This is a genomic window from Streptomyces sp. NBC_01351, assembly GCF_036237315.1.
Taxonomy (GTDB): Bacteria; Actinomycetota; Actinomycetes; order Streptomycetales; family Streptomycetaceae; genus Streptomyces.
The window spans coordinates 4,681,677-4,698,471 of record NZ_CP108356.1; the positions used below are offsets into that span (position 1 = coordinate 4,681,677).

The following is a 16,795-nucleotide window of genomic DNA, read 5'->3' on the forward strand; positions in this document are numbered from 1 at the left end:
CCCTCCCGAGGGGCACCGGGCGTACGGCTTTCCCCGCCGTGCGCCCGATTTTTGTTGCGCGTTGCCGACCGAATAGTCGGGCAATTACGCACAACCCGCACTATCGTGCTGGTGTGCCTCGCCCCTTGGGAGAACTCGAAGACGCCGTCATGACGCGGGTGTGGCAGTGGAACCGCCCGGTCACCGTTCGGGAAGTACTGGAAGACCTCCAGCAGGAACGGTCCATCGCGTACACCACGGTCATGACCGTTATGGACAATCTTCATCAGAAGGGCTGGGTCCGCCGGGAAGCCGAAGGCCGCGCCTATCGATATACGGCGGTCTCCACCCGCGCCGCCTACTCGGCCGCACTCATGAACGAAGCCTGGTCCACGAGCGACAACCCCGCCGCCGCTCTCGTGGCCTTCTTCGGCATGATGTCGGCCGAACAGCGCGAAGCCCTCCGCGACGCCGTACGCGTCGTCCAGCACGACGACGAGACCCCGGCCGCCCCCGAAGCCGAAGGGGACTCCGGCGAGCAGCCGGAGGAGTCGGGACGATAGCGTCCGGTCGCATGGGAGAGTTTTCCGCCGCATCCGCCGCACACGCAGAAACAGTGACGATCCGCCGAGCCCGCACCGGTGATGTTCCCGCACTGCGGCGCCTGCTGGACCAGTACGTGCAGCAGCGGATCCTGCTCGACAAAGCACCCGTCGTCCTTTACGAGGACATCCAGGAGTTCTGGGTCGCGGAACGCGCCTCTGACGGGAAGGTCGTCGGCTGCGGAGCTCTCCACGTGATGTGGGAAGACCTCGCCGAAGTGCGCACTCTCGCCGTCGACCGCGAGTTGAAGGGCGCCGGTGTCGGGCACCGCGTGCTGGAGCAGTTGTTGCGCACCGCCCGCGAGGTCGGCGTGAGCCGTGTTTTCTGCCTCACCTTCGAAGTGGACTTCTTCCGCAAGCACGGGTTCGTCGAGATCGGGGAGACCCCCGTCGAGACGGATGTCTACATGGAGCTGCTGCGTTCCTATGACGAGGGCGTCGCCGAGTTCCTCGGTCTCGAACGAGTGAAGCCGAACACCTTGGGCAACAGTCGGATGCTTCTGCACCTCTGATCGATCACCCGGGGCTTTTCCCGTGCTCCGCCCGCCTGTGGCCTATGTCCGAATCGCGCACGTTTCCCGCCTCGTTGCGGTCTCGAACCTCTCCCCGGGGGTTTGTGTTTTCCAGGCAAAAGCGGTTTCCTTTCCGCGTACTGCTTTTCGATGAAAGGAAATCCCGGTGGCACAGAAGGTTCAGGTCCTTCTTGTCGACGACCTCGACGGTGGCGAGGCGGACGAGACGGTGACGTTCGCTCTGGATGGCAAGACCTACGAGATCGACCTCACCACCGCCAACGCTGAAAAGCTCCGCGGTCTGCTCGACCCGTACACCAAGGGCGGCCGCCGCACCGGTGGCCGTGCCACCACGGCCCGTGGCGCCAAGGCCCGCGCGGCGGCGACGGCCAGCAGCACGGACACGGCCGAGATCCGCGCCTGGGCCAAGGCCCAGGGGCTGAACGTCAACGACCGCGGCCGTGTACCGGCCGACATCCGCGAGGCCTACGAGAACCGCTGACCCACGGTTCCTCGTAGGGGCGTACGTCGCCTCAGGCGCGCCCGGTGACATTCCGTCGCCGCAGCCGCCACCAGGCGTACGAGATCGGGCCCGGCGGCGCCGTTTCCACGACTGGGCCCGGCGGCCCGCCCGGGAGCGGACAGGGCCGGCAGCAGTGCCTCACACCCCTGCTCGGGGGGTCGCAGCCACACGGCGGCCCCCCGAGGGCTTTCTCCGAGGGGCATCCCCGGGGGAGCCGGGGCGGTGATCCGGCCACCCGCACCCAGGGCGGCGAGATCCAGGGCCACCCCGCCCCATTCCAGCCAGTCGAGCAGCCCGTCCAGCTCCTCTGCGCTGCCCGCGGCCACCAGGAACCGCATCCGGCGTCCCGTCAGGGCCACCGGACCCGTGGCGACCGGCCTGCGCAGCAGGGCCGCGCCCGCGTCGGCCGGCAGCTCCAGCACGTCGAACCGGACGCCGGTGGCGAGCAGTGGGGGCGCCCCGCCCAGAACGGTCCAGCCGAGCACCCGCTCGTACCAGCCCGCGTACGTGTCCCCCTCGGGCGGCACCCGCGGCCCCGGGACGCTCTGGAGAGGGGTCTGGAGAGGGCTCTGCGGGAGGGTTGCGGCCATGTGCGGAGCAACTCCCGAAACGCGCCTGGGTTACGGTCGGTGTGACACACCGCACTCACGGCGATGCGGAACGTAAACATCCGTGAGGCCGGAGTCCCGCATTCGGGACGGAACCGTGTTCGCCCTTAGCGGAGGGATGCGGTGCCACCGGCATGGAGTGTCAGTCCTTACGGGTAAGACATTCCTAGTGGATCGGGGCGACACGCTGATTTGACCGGCTCCCGTTCGCCATCGGCGTACTCGCATGACGGGTATCTGCCTGGCCTGCGGGAACATCGTCTCCCACTATCGGGTTGGAGCAGTTGTCGGCTGTTCAGGCCGGTTTTCCTCGCTGACGTGGGGGTGAGCCGTGGACGGATGTCGGCAGTTGGAATGAGCTGTCCCGCCCCGCGGGACTAGCATGCGGAAGGACAGGGCGGGGACCGACCCCGAACTGCCCGACCGCTCTGAGGAGCGATAAACGATGTTCGAGAGGTTCACCGACCGCGCGCGGCGGGTTGTCGTCCTGGCTCAGGAAGAAGCCCGGATGCTCAACCACAACTACATCGGCACCGAGCACATCCTCCTGGGCTTGATCCACGAGGGTGAGGGTGTCGCCGCTAAGGCCCTGGAGAGCCTCGGGATTTCGCTCGAGGCTGTTCGCCAGCAGGTTGAGGAGATCATCGGACAGGGGCAGCAGGCCCCTTCCGGCCACATCCCCTTCACTCCGCGGGCGAAGAAGGTCCTGGAGCTTTCGCTCCGAGAGGCCCTCCAGCTCGGCCACAACTACATCGGCACCGAGCACATCCTGCTCGGCCTGATCCGCGAGGGCGAGGGCGTCGCCGCCCAGGTCCTCGTGAAGCTGGGCGCCGATCTCAACCGAGTCCGGCAGCAGGTCATCCAGCTGCTCTCCGGTTACACCGGGAGCGGCAAGGAGTCGGCCACGGCCGGCGGCCCGGCCGAGGGCACGCCCTCGACCTCGCTGGTCCTGGACCAGTTCGGCCGCAATCTCACCCAGGCTGCTCGTGAATCCAAGCTCGACCCGGTCATCGGGCGCGAGAAGGAGATCGAGCGGGTCATGCAGGTGCTGTCCCGCCGGACCAAGAACAACCCGGTCCTCATCGGCGAGCCCGGCGTCGGCAAGACCGCCGTCGTCGAGGGCCTGGCGCAGGCGATCGTCAAGGGCGAGGTCCCCGAGACCCTCAAGGACAAGCACCTCTACACGCTTGACCTGGGTGCCCTGGTCGCCGGTTCCCGCTACCGCGGTGACTTCGAAGAGCGCCTGAAGAAGGTGCTCAAGGAGATCCGCACCCGCGGCGACATCATCCTGTTCATCGACGAGCTCCACACCCTCGTGGGTGCGGGCGCCGCCGAGGGCGCGATCGACGCCGCCAGCATCCTCAAGCCCATGCTGGCCCGTGGTGAGCTCCAGACCATCGGTGCCACGACGCTTGACGAGTACCGCAAGCACCTCGAGAAGGACGCGGCCCTCGAGCGCCGCTTCCAGCCGATCCAGGTGGCGGAGCCTTCCCTCCCCCACACGATCGAGATCCTCAAGGGGCTGCGCGACCGTTACGAGGCCCACCACCGCGTCTCCATCACGGACTCGGCTCTCGTGGCCGCGGCGACTCTGGCCGACCGGTACATCTCGGACCGCTTCCTCCCGGACAAGGCGATCGACCTGATCGACGAGGCCGGCTCCCGGATGCGCATCCGTCGGATGACCGCGCCGCCGGACCTCCGCGAGTTCGACGAGAAGATCGCGAACGTGCGGCGCGACAAGGAGTCGGCGATCGACTCCCAGGACTTCGAGAAGGCGGCCTCTCTCCGTGATACGGAGAAGCAGCTGCTGGCGGGGAAGGCCAAGCGCGAGAAGGAATGGAAGTCCGGCGACATGGACGTCGTCGCCGAGGTGGACGAGGAGCTGATCGCCGAGGTCCTCGCCACGGCGACCGGCATTCCCGTCTTCAAGCTCACCGAGGAGGAGTCCTCGCGACTGCTCCGCATGGAGGACGAGCTCCACCGTCGGGTCATCGGCCAGAAGGACGCCATCAAGGCGCTCTCCCAGGCGATTCGCCGTACCCGTGCGGGTCTGAAGGACCCGAAGCGCCCGGGCGGCTCGTTCATCTTCGCCGGTCCGTCCGGTGTCGGTAAGACCGAGCTCTCCAAGACGCTCGCCGAATTCCTCTTCGGCGACGAGGACGCGCTGATCGCCCTCGACATGTCGGAGTTCAGCGAGAAGCACACGGTTTCCCGTCTCTTCGGTTCGCCCCCCGGTTACGTGGGCTACGAAGAGGGCGGCCAGCTCACCGAGAAGGTGCGCCGGAAGCCGTTCTCCGTCGTCCTCTTCGACGAGGTCGAGAAGGCCCACCCGGATATCTTCAATTCCCTTCTCCAGATCCTGGAGGACGGTCGTCTGACCGACTCCCAGGGCCGGGTCGTGGACTTCAAGAACACGGTCATCATCATGACGACCAACCTGGGTACGCGGGACATCTCGAAGGGCTTCAACCTGGGCTTCGCGGCCCAGGGCGACACGAAGACCAACTACGACCGGATGAAGGCGAAGGTCAACGAAGAGCTCAAGCAGCACTTCCGGCCCGAGTTCCTCAACCGTGTCGACGACACGGTCGTCTTCCACCAGCTCACCGAGGAAGACATCATCCAGATCGTCGACCTGATGCTGGCGAAGGTCGACGAGCGCCTGAAGGACCGCGACATGGGCATCGAGCTGAGCGGTGACGCGAAGCAGCTCCTGGCCAAGCGCGGTTACGACCCGATCATGGGTGCCCGGCCGCTGCGCCGGACCATCCAGCGCGAGATCGAGGACATGCTGTCGGAGAAGATCCTCTTCGGCGAGCTGCGTCCCGGTCACATCGTGGTGGTCGGTGTGGAGGGTGAGGGCGAGGAAGCCAAGTTCACCTTCCGCGGCGAGGAGAAGTCGGCTCTGCCGGACCTCCCCCCGATCGAGGCCACGGGCTCCGGCCCGGACCTGTCGAAGGGCGCGTAACGCGATAGCAGTGCCAAGGGGCGGCCCCGGGACCGAAAGGTTCCGGGGCCGCCCCTTTTGCCGTTGTCCGTTCGGTTGCCCGCCGAAGGTCCCGGACCGGCCCGCCGAAGGTCCTGAACCGGTGACAAGCCGCACAGAACAAAACGGACGTACTAGGTGGATTCGTAGATCCAATGAGCCTCGCGGGAAGCCCTCCGTCCCAGGTGGGAGGCGCGTCAACAGGTCGTAGAGCCCCTGCCCCGCTACGAGAACGGGTAGTAATGGGGAGGTTTGGGGAAGTTCGGGGGCTCGGGTTACCAAGGTGGGGCCCGGTACGTACTTCATCGTGCCGGGTCACTTCATGCCCGTAGCGGCGTGAACCCGTACCTGTCCCCGGCCCCGGAGGTCTCCTTCATGTCCGCGAAGCGCGTCAGCACCCGTCGTACCCGTATCGCCGTCGGCGCCACCGCCCTCGGTGCCGTGCTCGCTCTCGGGGCCGGGACGACCGCCGCGTTCGCCGACACGACGCAGACCGCCCTCGCCGGTACCGCCGAGCTGGTGGCCGACCAGGCCGCCGCGCAGGCCGCCAAGGCCGCCGCGAAGACCTCCCTGTGGGAGAAGCCCGTGGACAAGTACACGCTGTCCGCGACCTTCGGCAAGGGCGGCAGCATGTGGTCGCACAAGCACTCCGGCCAGGACTTCGCCGTCCCGACCGGCACCCCGGTGGACGCCGTGTCCGCGGGCACCGTCGTCAAGGCGGGCCCCAACGGCGGCGGCGACGGCCCGGCGTACGGCAACGCCATCGTGATCAAGCACGCGAACAACACGTACTCGCAGTACGCGCACCTCTCGAAGATCCAGGTCAAGATCGGCGAGAAGGTCGCCAAGGGCGAGCAGATCGCCCTGTCCGGCAACACCGGCAACTCCAGCGGCCCGCACCTGCACTTCGAGATCCGCACCACGCCGAACTACGGCTCGGCCGTGAACCCGATGGCCTTCCTGCGCAACGCCGGCGTCACCATCTGATCCCTCGGTCGGTCAGCCGACGATCCACGCGTGGATGCACTTGGCCTTCGTGGCCTCGTCGAGGGTGCCGCTCTTGTAGGCGGCGACCAGCTCCGGCGTGAGCGCCATGTCGTAGAACCGCACCGAGCTGATGGCACCCTGCCAGTCGCCCGCCCAGGCGTTGTCGTGGCGGGCGCGGCCGAGCTGCAGGGGGCCCGTGTTCTTCCAGATCCCCGGGATCGGGGCCTCGGCGGCCTTCTTGCCCTCCACGTAGAGGGAGATCATCTTCTTCTCGGCGTCGTAGGTGGCGATCAGCACCGTCGTGGTCTTGACGGTCTTGAGCCCCTCGGCGGCGATGGTGACGAGGGTGGGCTTCTCGCTCTTGTCGGAGGTCCGCACGCGGAACACCCAGGCCTGCTTGCCGTTCACGTCGTCGGCGCCCAGCTCGAACGCGAACGATTCCCCCGTGCCCTGGCTCACGGCGATGTGTGCGCCCTTCGCGCCGGAGGAATTGTTGAGGCGGGCCGCGAGGGTGAAGCTCTTCTCCGTGTCCACGGCCGACTTCGTGCCCTGCGCGTACGACTCAGGATTTCCCTTGAGGCGGAGTTCGTAGCGGCTGCCGGCCTTGGGCACCGAGGCGTCGGGTCCCATGCGGATGTGGGTCTTGCCGACGCTGTCGCGCAGCTGCGACGGGTCCTCGGCGAGGGTGGGGGAGTAGGTCTTCGTCGGGCTCGCGCCCGGTTCGGGCGTGGACGAGGGCTGCACGTTGTCGGCGACGTCCTTGGAGCCGTCGTCGCCCGCGTCGCCGCCCTTCAGCAGCATGAACGTTCCGCCGCCGGCCAGCAGGAGCAGGACGGCCACCGCTCCGCTCACCATCCAGAGCCGCTTCTTGCGCCGCTCCGACGCCGAACGATCGGCCATGGCCTCCCAGTCCGGCTGGTCACCGGCGGGCGGGACGGGTATCCCCTGCTCGGGAGCCTGCGAGAACACCGGCGGGGGGCCGAAGCCGCCTGCGGGCGCGTTCGGCGGGTAGCCGTAACCACCGCCCTGCGGGTATCCGTACCCGCCGTTCTGGGGCGGGAACCCGTAGCCGCCGCTCCCCGGGGCGGGCTCGGGCTGCGGGTTGCTGGGAGGATTCGTGCCGTCGGTCATGCCAGGGATGCTAAGTCACGCGCCCCCGGGCGCGTAGGGCCAGGGTTCGGAACCCCCTCTAGGCCGTCTCTTTCCGATCTTGCCTGACCCGCGCCGCCCGGCACCGCACCTCGCCGCGTTGTCGGGGCGCCCAAGTACGTCCAGTACTCGGGCGCCCCTCCGCCTTGCGATGCACGGCACCGGACGACGCGGGCTTAACCGGCAAGATCCGAAAGAGACGACCTAGGGCACCTTCACCACGGGAAAGCTGCCCGTGGCCGTCGGAGCGTGCTCCGGGAGCCACAGCACCGCCACCGCACCCGCCGCGCCGGCCGTATCGCCGCCCGCCGGGGCCGCCACGTTGCGGAAGGTCAGCCGGGCGCCCAGTACCCGTGCCTGGCCCTCCGCGATGGTCAGCCCGAGCCCGTGCCCCACGCCCGCCCGGTCGGTGGACCCGGTACGGAACCGGCTCGGCCCCTCGCGCAGCAGCGCCTCCGGGAAGCCGGGCCCGTGGTCGCGGACCCGTACCACCCGGCCCTCGACGTCGACCTGGACCGGGGCCCGCCCGTACCGGGAGGCGTTCGCCAGCAGGTTCCCCAGGATCCGCTCCAGCCGGCGCGGATCGGTGCTGACGATCTCGTCCGCGACCACCCGTACCGAAGCCTCCGGCATCAGCGCCTTCACCCGGCGGCTCACGAACTCGCCCAGCGCCACGTCCTGGAGCTCGGCCCGCTCGGACGCGCTGTCCAGCCGGGCCACCTCCAGTACGTCCTCGACGAGCGCGCGCAGCGCCTGCGCCCGGTCCCGCACCAGCTCGGTCGGCCGCCCCGGAGGCAGCAGCTCCGCCGCCGTGAGCAGGCCCGTCACCGGGGTGCGCAGCTCGTGCGCGATATCGGCGGTCACCCGCCGCTCCGCCTCCAGCCGCTGCTGGAGCGCGTCCGCCATCGCGTCGACGGCCCGCGCGAGGTCGTCCGTCTCGTCGCGTACGACGCCCCCGACCGCGTCCCGCACCCGCACCTCGGGATCCCCGTGCGCCACCCGCTGCGCGGCCGCCGCTGCCTTGCGCAGCCGGCGCGAGATCTGTCCGCCGATGAGCACGCCGAGCGCCGAGCCGCCGATGACGACCGCGAGGGAGCCGACGACCAGGGCCCGGTCCAGGTCGCGCACCATGTTGGCGCTCTCCCGGAACTGCGTGTGCAGCGACAGCACCTGCCCGTTGCCGAGCGGTACGGCGGCCCACACTTCCGGCAGCCCGTGCGGGTTCTCCTGCACGAAGGTGCCGCGCCGCCCGGACCGCGCCTTCTCGCGCAGCTCAGCGGGCAGCTCCGGGTCGTTCACCTTGGCGCCCATCATCGGCTTGCGCCCCGAGTCGGCGTTGCGGGAGATGAACTGCACCCGGTCCAGCTGCGTCTCGCGGGCGCTCTCCAGCATCGACACCCGGGCAGCGCTGTGCACCACCAGACTCAGCGCGACCGCGGTGAGCGCGCCGACGGCCGCGATGGCGAGCGTGATCTTCCAGCGGATCCCCGTGCGGAGGGTGAACCGTCTCATGCCTTGAGCTTGTATCCGAAGCCCCGGACCGTTTCGATCCGGTCCTGCCCGATCTTGGTGCGCAGCCGCTGGACGTGGACGTCGACGACGCGGGTGTCGCCGCCCCAGTCGTAGTCCCAGACCCGCTCCAGCAGGCGGTCGCGCGACAGTACGGTGCCGGGCGCGGAGGAGAACTCCAGCAGGAGCCGCATCTCGGTCGGCGTCAGCGCCACCGCGGCGCCGGCCTTCCGTACCTCCATGCCCTCCGTGTCGACCTCCAGGTCGCCGAAGGACAGCACCCCGCGCTCCCCGTCCAGGCCGTCTCCGTCGGTGCCCGACCCGCCGTTCTGCGGGCCGCCGGCGTGGCCGAAGCGGCGCAGCACGGCGCGGATGCGGGCGACGAGCACGGAGCCGTCGAAGGGCTTGGTGACGTAGTCGTCGGCGCCCGCCTCCAGGCCCAGTACGACGTCGATGGAGTCGGCGCGCGCCGACAGCATGATCACGGGGACGGTGGACTCGTCACGGATGCGGCGGCACAGGCTCACGCCGTCCATGCCGGGGACCATCACGTCGAGCAGGGCGATGTCCGGGCGGTTCGCCCGGAAGGACTCCAGGCCGGACAGTCCGTCGGGCATGGCGGTGACCACGAACCCGTCGCGTTCCAGCGCCAGGGTCGTGGCCTCGCGGATGACGTCGTCGTCCTCGACGAACAGGACATGGGTTTCGGCCATGCGGAAGCCTCGCCTCAGTTCTTCTGGGTCACGGCCGGGGCGGGCTGGCCCCCGCCGTCGACCACATTGCTGTACTCCGAGTGGACGCGGTCCTGCTCGGTGAAGCGGTCCCCGGTCCAGTGGTACGTGATCACGTCCTCGCCCGACGGATAGGCGAGCGCGTCGCTCTTCCCGTAGACCTGCTTCGTGACCACCAGGTCGCCCCGGTCGATCTCGGCGTAGATGGGCGGCTGTTCGTCCGAGAACACATTCTCGTACTTCCCGCCGTCCGCGCGGTACACGTACGAGCCGCGGCCGAGCGCGTCCGCGCAGGACAGGACGTTGACGACGATGTCGACGACGGGGCTGCCCGTCACCCTCCCGTAGCTCACGTCCACCGGGTACTCCTTGCCCGAGCAGGGCTTGAGGTCCCGCTTGACCGCGGGGCTGACCTTCGGGTCCGCCATCAGGAGCTTGACGGGGTCGACCTTCTTCAAGGGCTGGTCGAAGGGGGCGGCGGAGGGCGAGCCCGGGTCCTCGACGTCCCCGGACGGATCGGACGACGAGGAAGAGGAAGAAGAGGAAGAGGAATCGGACGGCGAGGAGGACTCCGCCGGAGCCGCCGTGCCCGCCTTGGCCACGGCCTCGCTGCGGGCCGGGCCGCCGTCGCGCAGGCCGGTGCCGCCGGTGGCGCAGCCGACCGCGAACACGGCAGTGCCGACGAGGACGATCGTCCCCGCCGACATCAGGACCATTGCATTGCCGGTCAGGCCAGTCCGACCTCTGTCTTGGCCATTCAGGCCGCGCACCGCTCACGCCCTTCGTACCGGATGGTGTGGTCACCGCGCTCCAGCGCGCGCATGTCCAGATCCCGGCTCTCCAGTTCCTGGCGGAGGCGGGCCAGCGCGCGGTGCAGCGTGCTCTTCACCGTACCCGCCGACATCCCGAGCGCGGCAGCGGTCTCCTCGGTGCTCATCTGCTCCCAGTGTCGCAGGACGACCACGCTGCGCTGCTTGGGCGCGAGCACCTTGAGGATGTCCATCAGCAGGGCGCGGTCGGCACGCTGGTCGGAGCCGTCCTCGACGGAGGCGTCGGGGAGCTGCTCGGTGGGGACCTCTTCGAGCTTGCGGGCGCGCCACCACTCCGTGCGGGTGTTGATCATGACCCGGCGGAGGTAGGCGTCGGCCAGCGACTTGTCCGCGATGCCGTCCCAGCGGCCGTAGGTGCGCACCAGCGCCGTCTGCAGGAGGTCCTGAGCGTCCGTCGGGTCCGGGACCAGGCGCCGGGCACTGCGCAGCAGGGCGTCCTGCCGGGTGCGTACGTACTCTTCGAATTCGAGTACCTCGCCGTGCGCCATCTCAACCGCCTCCGCTGCCGTCCGCCCGCTCATCCGCTGTCTTACGGATCCGAAGGTACGGACGGGTTGTCACGGGCCTGTGCGGGCCAGCCCTCGGCGGGCGCACGGACACCCATAGGTTGTGTAACAGCGGCTGTGAGCTGGGGTTTCCCGAGGAAAACGGAATGGTTGAGTCGGCTACCAGTGCGGTGTCGCCCGCTGCTGACGCGCCTTCGGATCCCGTCGTCCTCGGCTCGTCCTCGGCTCGTCCTCAGCTCGCCGGCAGCCGGTACGTGGCTCCCGCGAGGGGCTCGACCAGTCCGTCGGAGACCAGCCCGTCCAGCGCCCGCGCCCGCTGCACCGGCTCGTCCCAGACCGTGTCGAGCACGGACCGCGGTACGGGGCCCACCGCCTCCCGGAGCACGGCGAGCAGCCTGCCGCGCACCTGCCGGTCCGTCCCCGCGTACGTCTGCCCGCGCCGCGGCGGTCCCTCGTGCGCCGGCTTCCCGGCGAGCCGCCAGGCGCACAGCCCGGCCACCGGGCAGCGGGCGCAGTCCGGCTTCTTCGCGGTGCACACCAGCGCGCCGAGCTCCATCGAGGCCGCCGCCCAGCGGGCCGCGGTCTCCTCGTCCTCGGGCAGCAGGGCCCGGGCCAGGCGCCGCTCGGCGGCCGTGGTGGCGTTCGGCGGGTACTCGACCCCGGTGGCGGCGCGCGCGAAGACCCGCCGCACGTTCGTGTCGAGCACGGCGTGCCGCTGCCCGTACGCGAAGGAGGCCACGGCGGCCGCCGTGTACTCGCCGATCCCGGGCAGCGCGAGCAGCTGCGCGTGCTCCCGCGGTACGTCGCCCCCGTGCCGCTCCGTTATGGCGACGGCCGCGCCGTGCAGCCGCAGGGCCCGGCGGGGGTAGCCCAGCCGCCCCCAGGCCCGTACGGCCTCGCCGGGGGCCTCGGCGGCCAGGTCGGCGGGGCGGGGCCAGCGGGACATCCACTGCTCGTAGACCGGCAGGACCCGGTTGACGGGGGTCTGCTGGAGCATGAACTCGCTGACCATGACCCCCCAGGGGCCGGCCTCGGGGCGGCGCCAGGGCAGGTCGCGGGCGTGCTCGTCGAACCACGCGATGACGGGGGAGTGCAGCGCGTGGGAGGCGGCGGACGCGGCGGAATCGTGGGATACGGGTGCAGTCATGGCAGACGGCATCCTGGCACGTTTTGGGTCTGCTCCGCCCGGTCCCGGCCGGTGAACCAGACGGCGGCGCGGACCTCGCTAGCCCGCATGGCGGCGATGACCGTACCGATCGGGCCGGTGAGCGCGAGGACCACGAGGGCGGCCAGCGATCCGCCCAGCAGCAGGCCCATCGCCACGTCGTGCGGATAGTGCACGCCGACGTAGACCCGGGAGAAGGCCATGAGCAGTGCGAGCGGCACGGTGAGGAGCGCCAGGCGGGGCACGGCGAGGGCCAGCGCGACGGCGGCGGCGCCCGCGATGGCCGCGTGGTTGCTCGGGAAGGACCAGTCTCCGGTGGCGGGGCACTTGATCAGCGAGGCCGCCGCGCCGGCGACGGCCCGGCAGGGGCGCTCCTCGTCCACGGTCGATTTCACGAACTCGGACGCGACGTACGCGACGGCGGTGGCGAGCGGGGCGAGGACGGCGAGGGCCACCGGGCGGGGGCCGTCCGAGCGGCCGCGCGAGCGCCACCACACGGCTATGAAGAGCAGTCCGAAGAGGAGGAGTCCGTACTCCGTCCAGGCCTCGAAGGCCGACTGCACCCAGGCGGGCGTGGAGTGGGCGAAGTCGGTGATGTCGAGGTAAAGGTCCGAACTGTCCATGGTGACCGACGGTACTCAAGGGCGGATGGGCCGGGCGTCAGACGCTTGGCTGATTCAGGGCCGCCGCGATTGCGCCCGCAGGATGATCATCGGCAAATCGAGCCCGCTGCGCGGCATGTGGGGCACTGATCGGGCCCCGAACTCTCGTAAGGTTCCGTCCGTGGGATCTCTGCGCAATCCGGTCGGGCCGCTCCCCTCCTCCATCTACTGGCGACGGAGGGCTGTGCTGGCGTCCGTCGTCGCGCTCCTCGCGCTCCTCGCCGTATGGACCGTCAGTTCCGGCGGGGGGAAGACGAGTACGAACGGGAAGGGCCAGAAGGGCCCCGACACCGTCACCACGATCACGCCCGGGCCCGCTGGTACGGGACCGGCGATCGACACCGCCCCGGGCGGCCGCACGGAGTCCTCGGGCGGCGGTGCGAGCACCGGCTCCGACGGCGGCGCGGGTGGCACGGGCGGCGCGGGCAAGAACGGCGACCCGGGCGCCGGTACGGGCGGAGCCGCGTCCTCCGGCGGCTCCGGGGGCGGCCCGGCGGCCGTACCTGCCGACTCCCCGCTTCCCACGTGCGCGCCGGGTGCGCTGCAGTGGGAGGTCAAGAGCGTGAAGAACGAGTACGAGGCGAACGAGAAGCCCCGTCTCGAACTGGTGGCCCGCAACATCTCCGGCACCACCTGCAAGGTCGACCTCGGTCCGAAGCAGGCGGTCCTGACCATCCTTCAGGCGACCACGAACAAGGCGGTCTGGTCCTCGTCGGACTGCCCGGCGGGCGCGGGCAACGCGTTCTTCCGCCTGCCGGCGGGCGGCGAGACGAAGCAGCCGCTGGAATGGGACCGCCAGTTCAGCGCCCCGGACCAGTGCCAGACGCCTCCGGCGGGGGCTGCGGTGCCGGACACGTACGTGGTCGAGGTCAAGGCCCCCGGCATGCCGGTGGCCCGAACCTCGTTCGTCCTGAAGCAGAACTAGCCCCTGCGGCGCGGCTATCGGGGGCTCCGCCCCCGAACCCCCGCGCCTCAAACGCCGGCGAGGCTGGAGTTGCCCTCCGGGCAATCCAGCCCGCGCCTGGCGGACGGCAGCAGCAAGATCCAGCCCCTCCGGCGTTTGAGGAGTGGGGGTCCCCCCGGACGGAGTCTGGGGGAGGGTACGGGGCGGAGCCCCGGATCTTTGAGCCGCACCGGGGCAGGCGGCAGCAGCCACATCCAGCCTCGCCGGCGTTTGAGGCGCGGGGTCCGGGGCGGCGCCCCAGGGGGTCAGACGTAGCGTTCCAGGATGGACGACTCCGCCAGGCGGGACAGCCCCTCGCGGACGGACCGGGCGCGGGCTTCGCCGACGCCGTCCACCGTCTGCAGGTCGTCGACGCTCGCAGCGAGCAGCTTCTGCAGCCCCCCGAAGTGCTCCACCAGCCGCTCGATGATGGCCCCCGGCAGCCGGGGGATCTTCGCCAGCAGCCGGTAGCCCCGCGGGGACACCGCCGAGTCCAGGGTCTCCGGAGAGCCGGTGTACCCGAGCGCCCGCGCCACGATCGGCAGTTCCAGCAGCTCCGCGTGCGTCAGCGCGTCCAGCTCGGACAGCGCCTCGTCCACCGTGCGGGAACGCTTCGCCGTCGGCTCCGGAACGTAGTCCCGGATGACCAGCTCCCGCTCCTGCTCGATCCCGACCGTCAGCTCGTCCAGCTGGAGCGACAGCAGCCGCCCGTCCGTGCCCAGTTCGACCACGTACTCGGCGATCTCGGTCGCGATCCGACGGACCATTTCCAGCCGCTGCGCGACCGCCGTCACGTCGCGGACCGTGACCAGGTCCTCGATCTCCAGCGCCGACAGCGTCCCCGCGACCTCGTCGAGCCGCAGCTTGTACCGCTCCAGCGTGGCCAGCGCCTGGTTCGCCCGCGACAGGATCGCGCCGGACTCCTCCAGGACCCGCCGCTCACCGTCCACGTACAGCGCGATCAGCCGCATCGACTGCGACACCGACACCACCGGGAACCCGCACTGCTTGGAGACGCGGTCCGCGGTCCGGTGACGGGTGCCCGTCTCCTCCGTCGGGATCGACGCGTCCGGGACCAGCTGCACGCCGGCCCGCAGGATCTTGGTGATGTCCTTGTCGAGGATGAGCGCGCCGTCGAGCTTGCACAGCTCGCGCAGCCGGGTCGCCGTGAACTCCACGTCCAGCACGAAACCGCCGGTGCACATCGCGTCGACGCTCTTGTCCATGCCGAGGACGATGAGGCCGCCGGTGTTGCCGCGGACGATCCGTTCCAGGCCGTCGCGCAGCGGCTGACCAGGTGCGACCGCGCTCAGCGAGGCGCGCATCATGGCCTCCTGCTTGGAGCTAGCGCCCGACTTCCCGGATGCTGCTGCCCCGTCCTTGGCTGCCACTGCACTCCTCCGGTCGCGGGTTGCGCCGCCTGCGTACGGCCGGGCGGACCATCCCGAAGTCTACCGGCGCGCGCTGTGGGCCCGCCGTGGCTCGGCCAGGTGGGGCCCGGGAGGACCCCGTACGGTCCCCCTGACCAGGGGGTCCGTACAGGAAGGCGTCCTCCGCGCGGGGTCCTCCGGGCGGCCTGCGGGCGAAGGCCGCTAGTCCGCGGCCCGCTCCTTGGCCGGCGTACGGGACCGCCCGCGCGGCAGGACCCGTAGCGCATCGCCCATGTCGGCGACCTCGATGACCTTCATCCCGGCGGGCACCTTCCCCGGATCGGCCGGCACCAGCGCGTGCGTGAAGCCGAGCCGGTGCGCCTCCGCGAGCCGCCGCTGTACGCCGGTCACGCGCCGCACCTCGCCCGCCAGCCCGACCTCCCCGATGGCCACCAGGTTCTTCGGGAGCGGTACGTCACTGGCGGCGGAGGCCAGGGCGAGCGCGATCGCCAGGTCGGCGGCCGGCTCCGTGAGCTTCACCCCGCCGACGGTCGCGCTGTAGATGTCGCGCTTGCCGAGCGCGGTGATCCGGCCGCGCTGCTCCAGCACGGCCAGCATCATCGAGACGCGCGAGGTCTCCAGGCCCGAAGTGGTGCGGCGGGGGGAGGGGATCTGCGAATCCACCGTCAGCGCCTGCACCTCGGCGACCAGCGGGCGCTTGCCCTCCAGGGTCACGGTCAGGCAGGTGCCGGGCACGGCCTCGGCGCGGCGGGTCAGGAACAGGCCGCTCGGGTCGGCGAGCCCGGTGATCCCCTCGTCGTGCAGCTCGAAACAGCCGACCTCGTCGGTGGCCCCGTACCGGTTCTTGATGCCGCGCACGAGCCGGAGCCGGGCGTGCCGGTCGCCCTCGAAGCTCAGCACCACGTCCACGAGGTGCTCCAGCAGGCGGGGGCCCGCGATGGCCCCGTCCTTGGTGACGTGGCCGACGAGGAGGGTGGCCATGCCCCGTTCCTTGGACGCCCGGATCAGCGCACCGGCGACCTCGCGCACCTGCGCCATGCCGCCGGGCGCGCCGTCGATCTCGGGGGAGGCGATGGTCTGTACGGAGTCGAGGATGAGGAGGGACGGCTTCACCGCGTCCAGGTGCCCGAGCACGGCGGACAGGTCGGTCTCGGCGGCCAGGTAGAGGTGGTCGCTCAGCGCGTTGATCCGGTCGGCGCGCAGCCGCACCTGGCTCGCGGACTCCTCGCCGGTGACGTACAGCGTGCGGTGCTCGTCGCTGGCCGCCTTCGCCGCGACGTCCAGCAGCAGCGTCGACTTCCCGACGCCGGGCTCCCCGGCGAGCAGGACGACGGCCCCGGGCACGAGCCCGCCGCCGAGGACGCGGTCCAGCTCGTCCACGCCGGTGCTGCGCGCGGTCGCCGTCCGCCCGTCGACCTGCCCGATCGGCAGGGCGGCCGTCGACACCCGCCCGGCGGCGGTGGTCCGCACGGCGGGCGCGCCCATCTCCTCGACGGTGCCCCACGCCTGGCACTCGGGGCACCGCCCGAGCCATTTCGCGGTGGTCCAGCCGCAGTCGGTGCAGCGGTAGGACGGCCGGTCCTTGGCGGATGAACGAGCAGTGCGGGCAGCCATGCCGCTCACGGTAGCCGCCCGCACTGACAGCGCGGACGGGAGCCGGGGCCGCGGGCCGGCCCGCGGCCGGCCCGCAACCGTCAGGGCCGCCGTCA

The 16,795-nt window shown here is 70.7% G+C and carries 16 protein-coding genes; 6 read left to right on the forward strand and 10 right to left on the reverse strand.

Annotated features, from left to right (window positions below; genetic code table 11):
* Positions 1–113 precede the first annotated feature (113 nt).
* The 3 genes from OG625_RS21685 to OG625_RS21695 all read left to right on the forward strand — a co-directional run bounded on the left by OG625_RS21685 (position 114) and on the right by OG625_RS21695 (position 1,595).
* Positions 114–542, forward strand: coding sequence for a BlaI/MecI/CopY family transcriptional regulator (locus tag OG625_RS21685; RefSeq protein ID WP_329383627.1), 429 nt, complete (start codon positions 114–116; stop codon positions 540–542).
* 11 nt (positions 543–553) lie between these two features.
* Entirely contained in the window at positions 554–1,093 is a 540-nt protein-coding gene (locus OG625_RS21690; protein WP_329383629.1) for an amino-acid N-acetyltransferase, read from the forward strand.
* Between the two features lie 166 nt (positions 1,094–1,259).
* Complete coding sequence (locus OG625_RS21695; RefSeq protein WP_329383631.1) at positions 1,260–1,595, forward strand: histone-like nucleoid-structuring protein Lsr2; 336 nt, start codon at positions 1,260–1,262, stop codon at positions 1,593–1,595.
* Here the strand turns inward: OG625_RS21695 and OG625_RS21700 are convergent.
* The gene (locus OG625_RS21700; RefSeq protein WP_329383633.1) at positions 1,580–2,206 is read right to left on the reverse strand and encodes an SCO3374 family protein; all 627 of its coding nucleotides are present in this window, start codon (positions 2,204–2,206) and stop codon (positions 1,580–1,582) included. The genes OG625_RS21695 and OG625_RS21700 overlap by 16 nt on opposite strands.
* A 463-nt stretch (positions 2,207–2,669) precedes the next feature.
* Here OG625_RS21700 and OG625_RS21705 point away from each other — a divergent pair, with 463 nt between their 5' ends.
* Positions 2,670–5,195, forward strand: a complete 2,526-nt coding sequence (locus OG625_RS21705; RefSeq protein ID WP_329383636.1) for an ATP-dependent Clp protease ATP-binding subunit — start codon at positions 2,670–2,672, stop codon at positions 5,193–5,195.
* 393 nt (positions 5,196–5,588) lie between these two features.
* Positions 5,589–6,200, forward strand: a complete 612-nt coding sequence (locus OG625_RS21710) for a M23 family metallopeptidase (protein WP_329390837.1) — start codon at positions 5,589–5,591, stop codon at positions 6,198–6,200.
* A 12-nt stretch (positions 6,201–6,212) separates the two neighbouring features.
* On the opposite strand, the gene OG625_RS21715 is transcribed toward OG625_RS21710, so the two are convergent.
* The 7 genes from OG625_RS21715 to OG625_RS21745 all read right to left on the reverse strand — a co-directional run bounded on the left by OG625_RS21715 (position 6,213) and on the right by OG625_RS21745 (position 12,713).
* Complete coding sequence (locus OG625_RS21715) at positions 6,213–7,331, reverse strand: LamG-like jellyroll fold domain-containing protein (protein ID WP_329383638.1); 1,119 nt, start codon at positions 7,329–7,331, stop codon at positions 6,213–6,215.
* 222 nt (positions 7,332–7,553) lie between these two features.
* The gene (gene cseC / locus OG625_RS21720) at positions 7,554–8,861 is read right to left on the reverse strand and encodes a two-component system sensor histidine kinase CseC (RefSeq protein WP_329383640.1); all 1,308 of its coding nucleotides are present in this window, start codon (positions 8,859–8,861) and stop codon (positions 7,554–7,556) included.
* On the reverse strand, positions 8,858–9,571 hold the full coding sequence (gene cseB, locus OG625_RS21725) for a two-component system response regulator CseB (RefSeq protein WP_329383642.1): 714 nt from the start codon (positions 9,569–9,571) through the stop codon (positions 8,858–8,860). Before cseB ends, cseC begins: the two co-directional genes overlap by 4 nt.
* Before the next feature lie 14 nt (positions 9,572–9,585).
* Complete coding sequence (locus OG625_RS21730; protein ID WP_329383645.1) at positions 9,586–10,296, reverse strand: hypothetical protein; 711 nt, start codon at positions 10,294–10,296, stop codon at positions 9,586–9,588.
* A 50-nt stretch (positions 10,297–10,346) separates the two neighbouring features.
* Positions 10,347–10,907 (reverse strand): SigE family RNA polymerase sigma factor, encoded by a 561-nt coding sequence (locus OG625_RS21735; protein ID WP_069920779.1) that lies wholly within the window; start codon positions 10,905–10,907, stop codon positions 10,347–10,349.
* Positions 10,908–11,157: 250 nt separating this feature from the next.
* The gene (locus OG625_RS21740) at positions 11,158–12,072 is read right to left on the reverse strand and encodes an A/G-specific adenine glycosylase (protein WP_329383648.1); all 915 of its coding nucleotides are present in this window, start codon (positions 12,070–12,072) and stop codon (positions 11,158–11,160) included.
* Positions 12,069–12,713 (reverse strand): phosphatase PAP2 family protein, encoded by a 645-nt coding sequence (locus OG625_RS21745; protein WP_329383650.1) that lies wholly within the window; start codon positions 12,711–12,713, stop codon positions 12,069–12,071. Before OG625_RS21745 ends, OG625_RS21740 begins: the two co-directional genes overlap by 4 nt.
* 160 nt (positions 12,714–12,873) lie before the next feature.
* On the opposite strand from OG625_RS21745, the gene OG625_RS21750 reads away from it, so the two are divergent.
* A complete protein-coding gene (locus tag OG625_RS21750) occupies positions 12,874–13,677 on the forward strand; it encodes a hypothetical protein (RefSeq protein WP_329383653.1) in 804 nt (267 codons plus the stop codon).
* A 284-nt stretch (positions 13,678–13,961) separates the two neighbouring features.
* Here the strand turns inward: OG625_RS21750 and disA are convergent, their stop codons facing one another.
* A complete protein-coding gene (gene disA, locus OG625_RS21755) occupies positions 13,962–15,086 on the reverse strand; it encodes a DNA integrity scanning diadenylate cyclase DisA (protein WP_329383655.1) in 1,125 nt (374 codons plus the stop codon).
* Positions 15,087–15,287: 201 nt separating this feature from the next.
* The gene (gene radA, locus OG625_RS21760) at positions 15,288–16,700 is read right to left on the reverse strand and encodes a DNA repair protein RadA (RefSeq protein WP_329383657.1); all 1,413 of its coding nucleotides are present in this window, start codon (positions 16,698–16,700) and stop codon (positions 15,288–15,290) included.
* Positions 16,701–16,795: the final 95 nt, after the last annotated feature.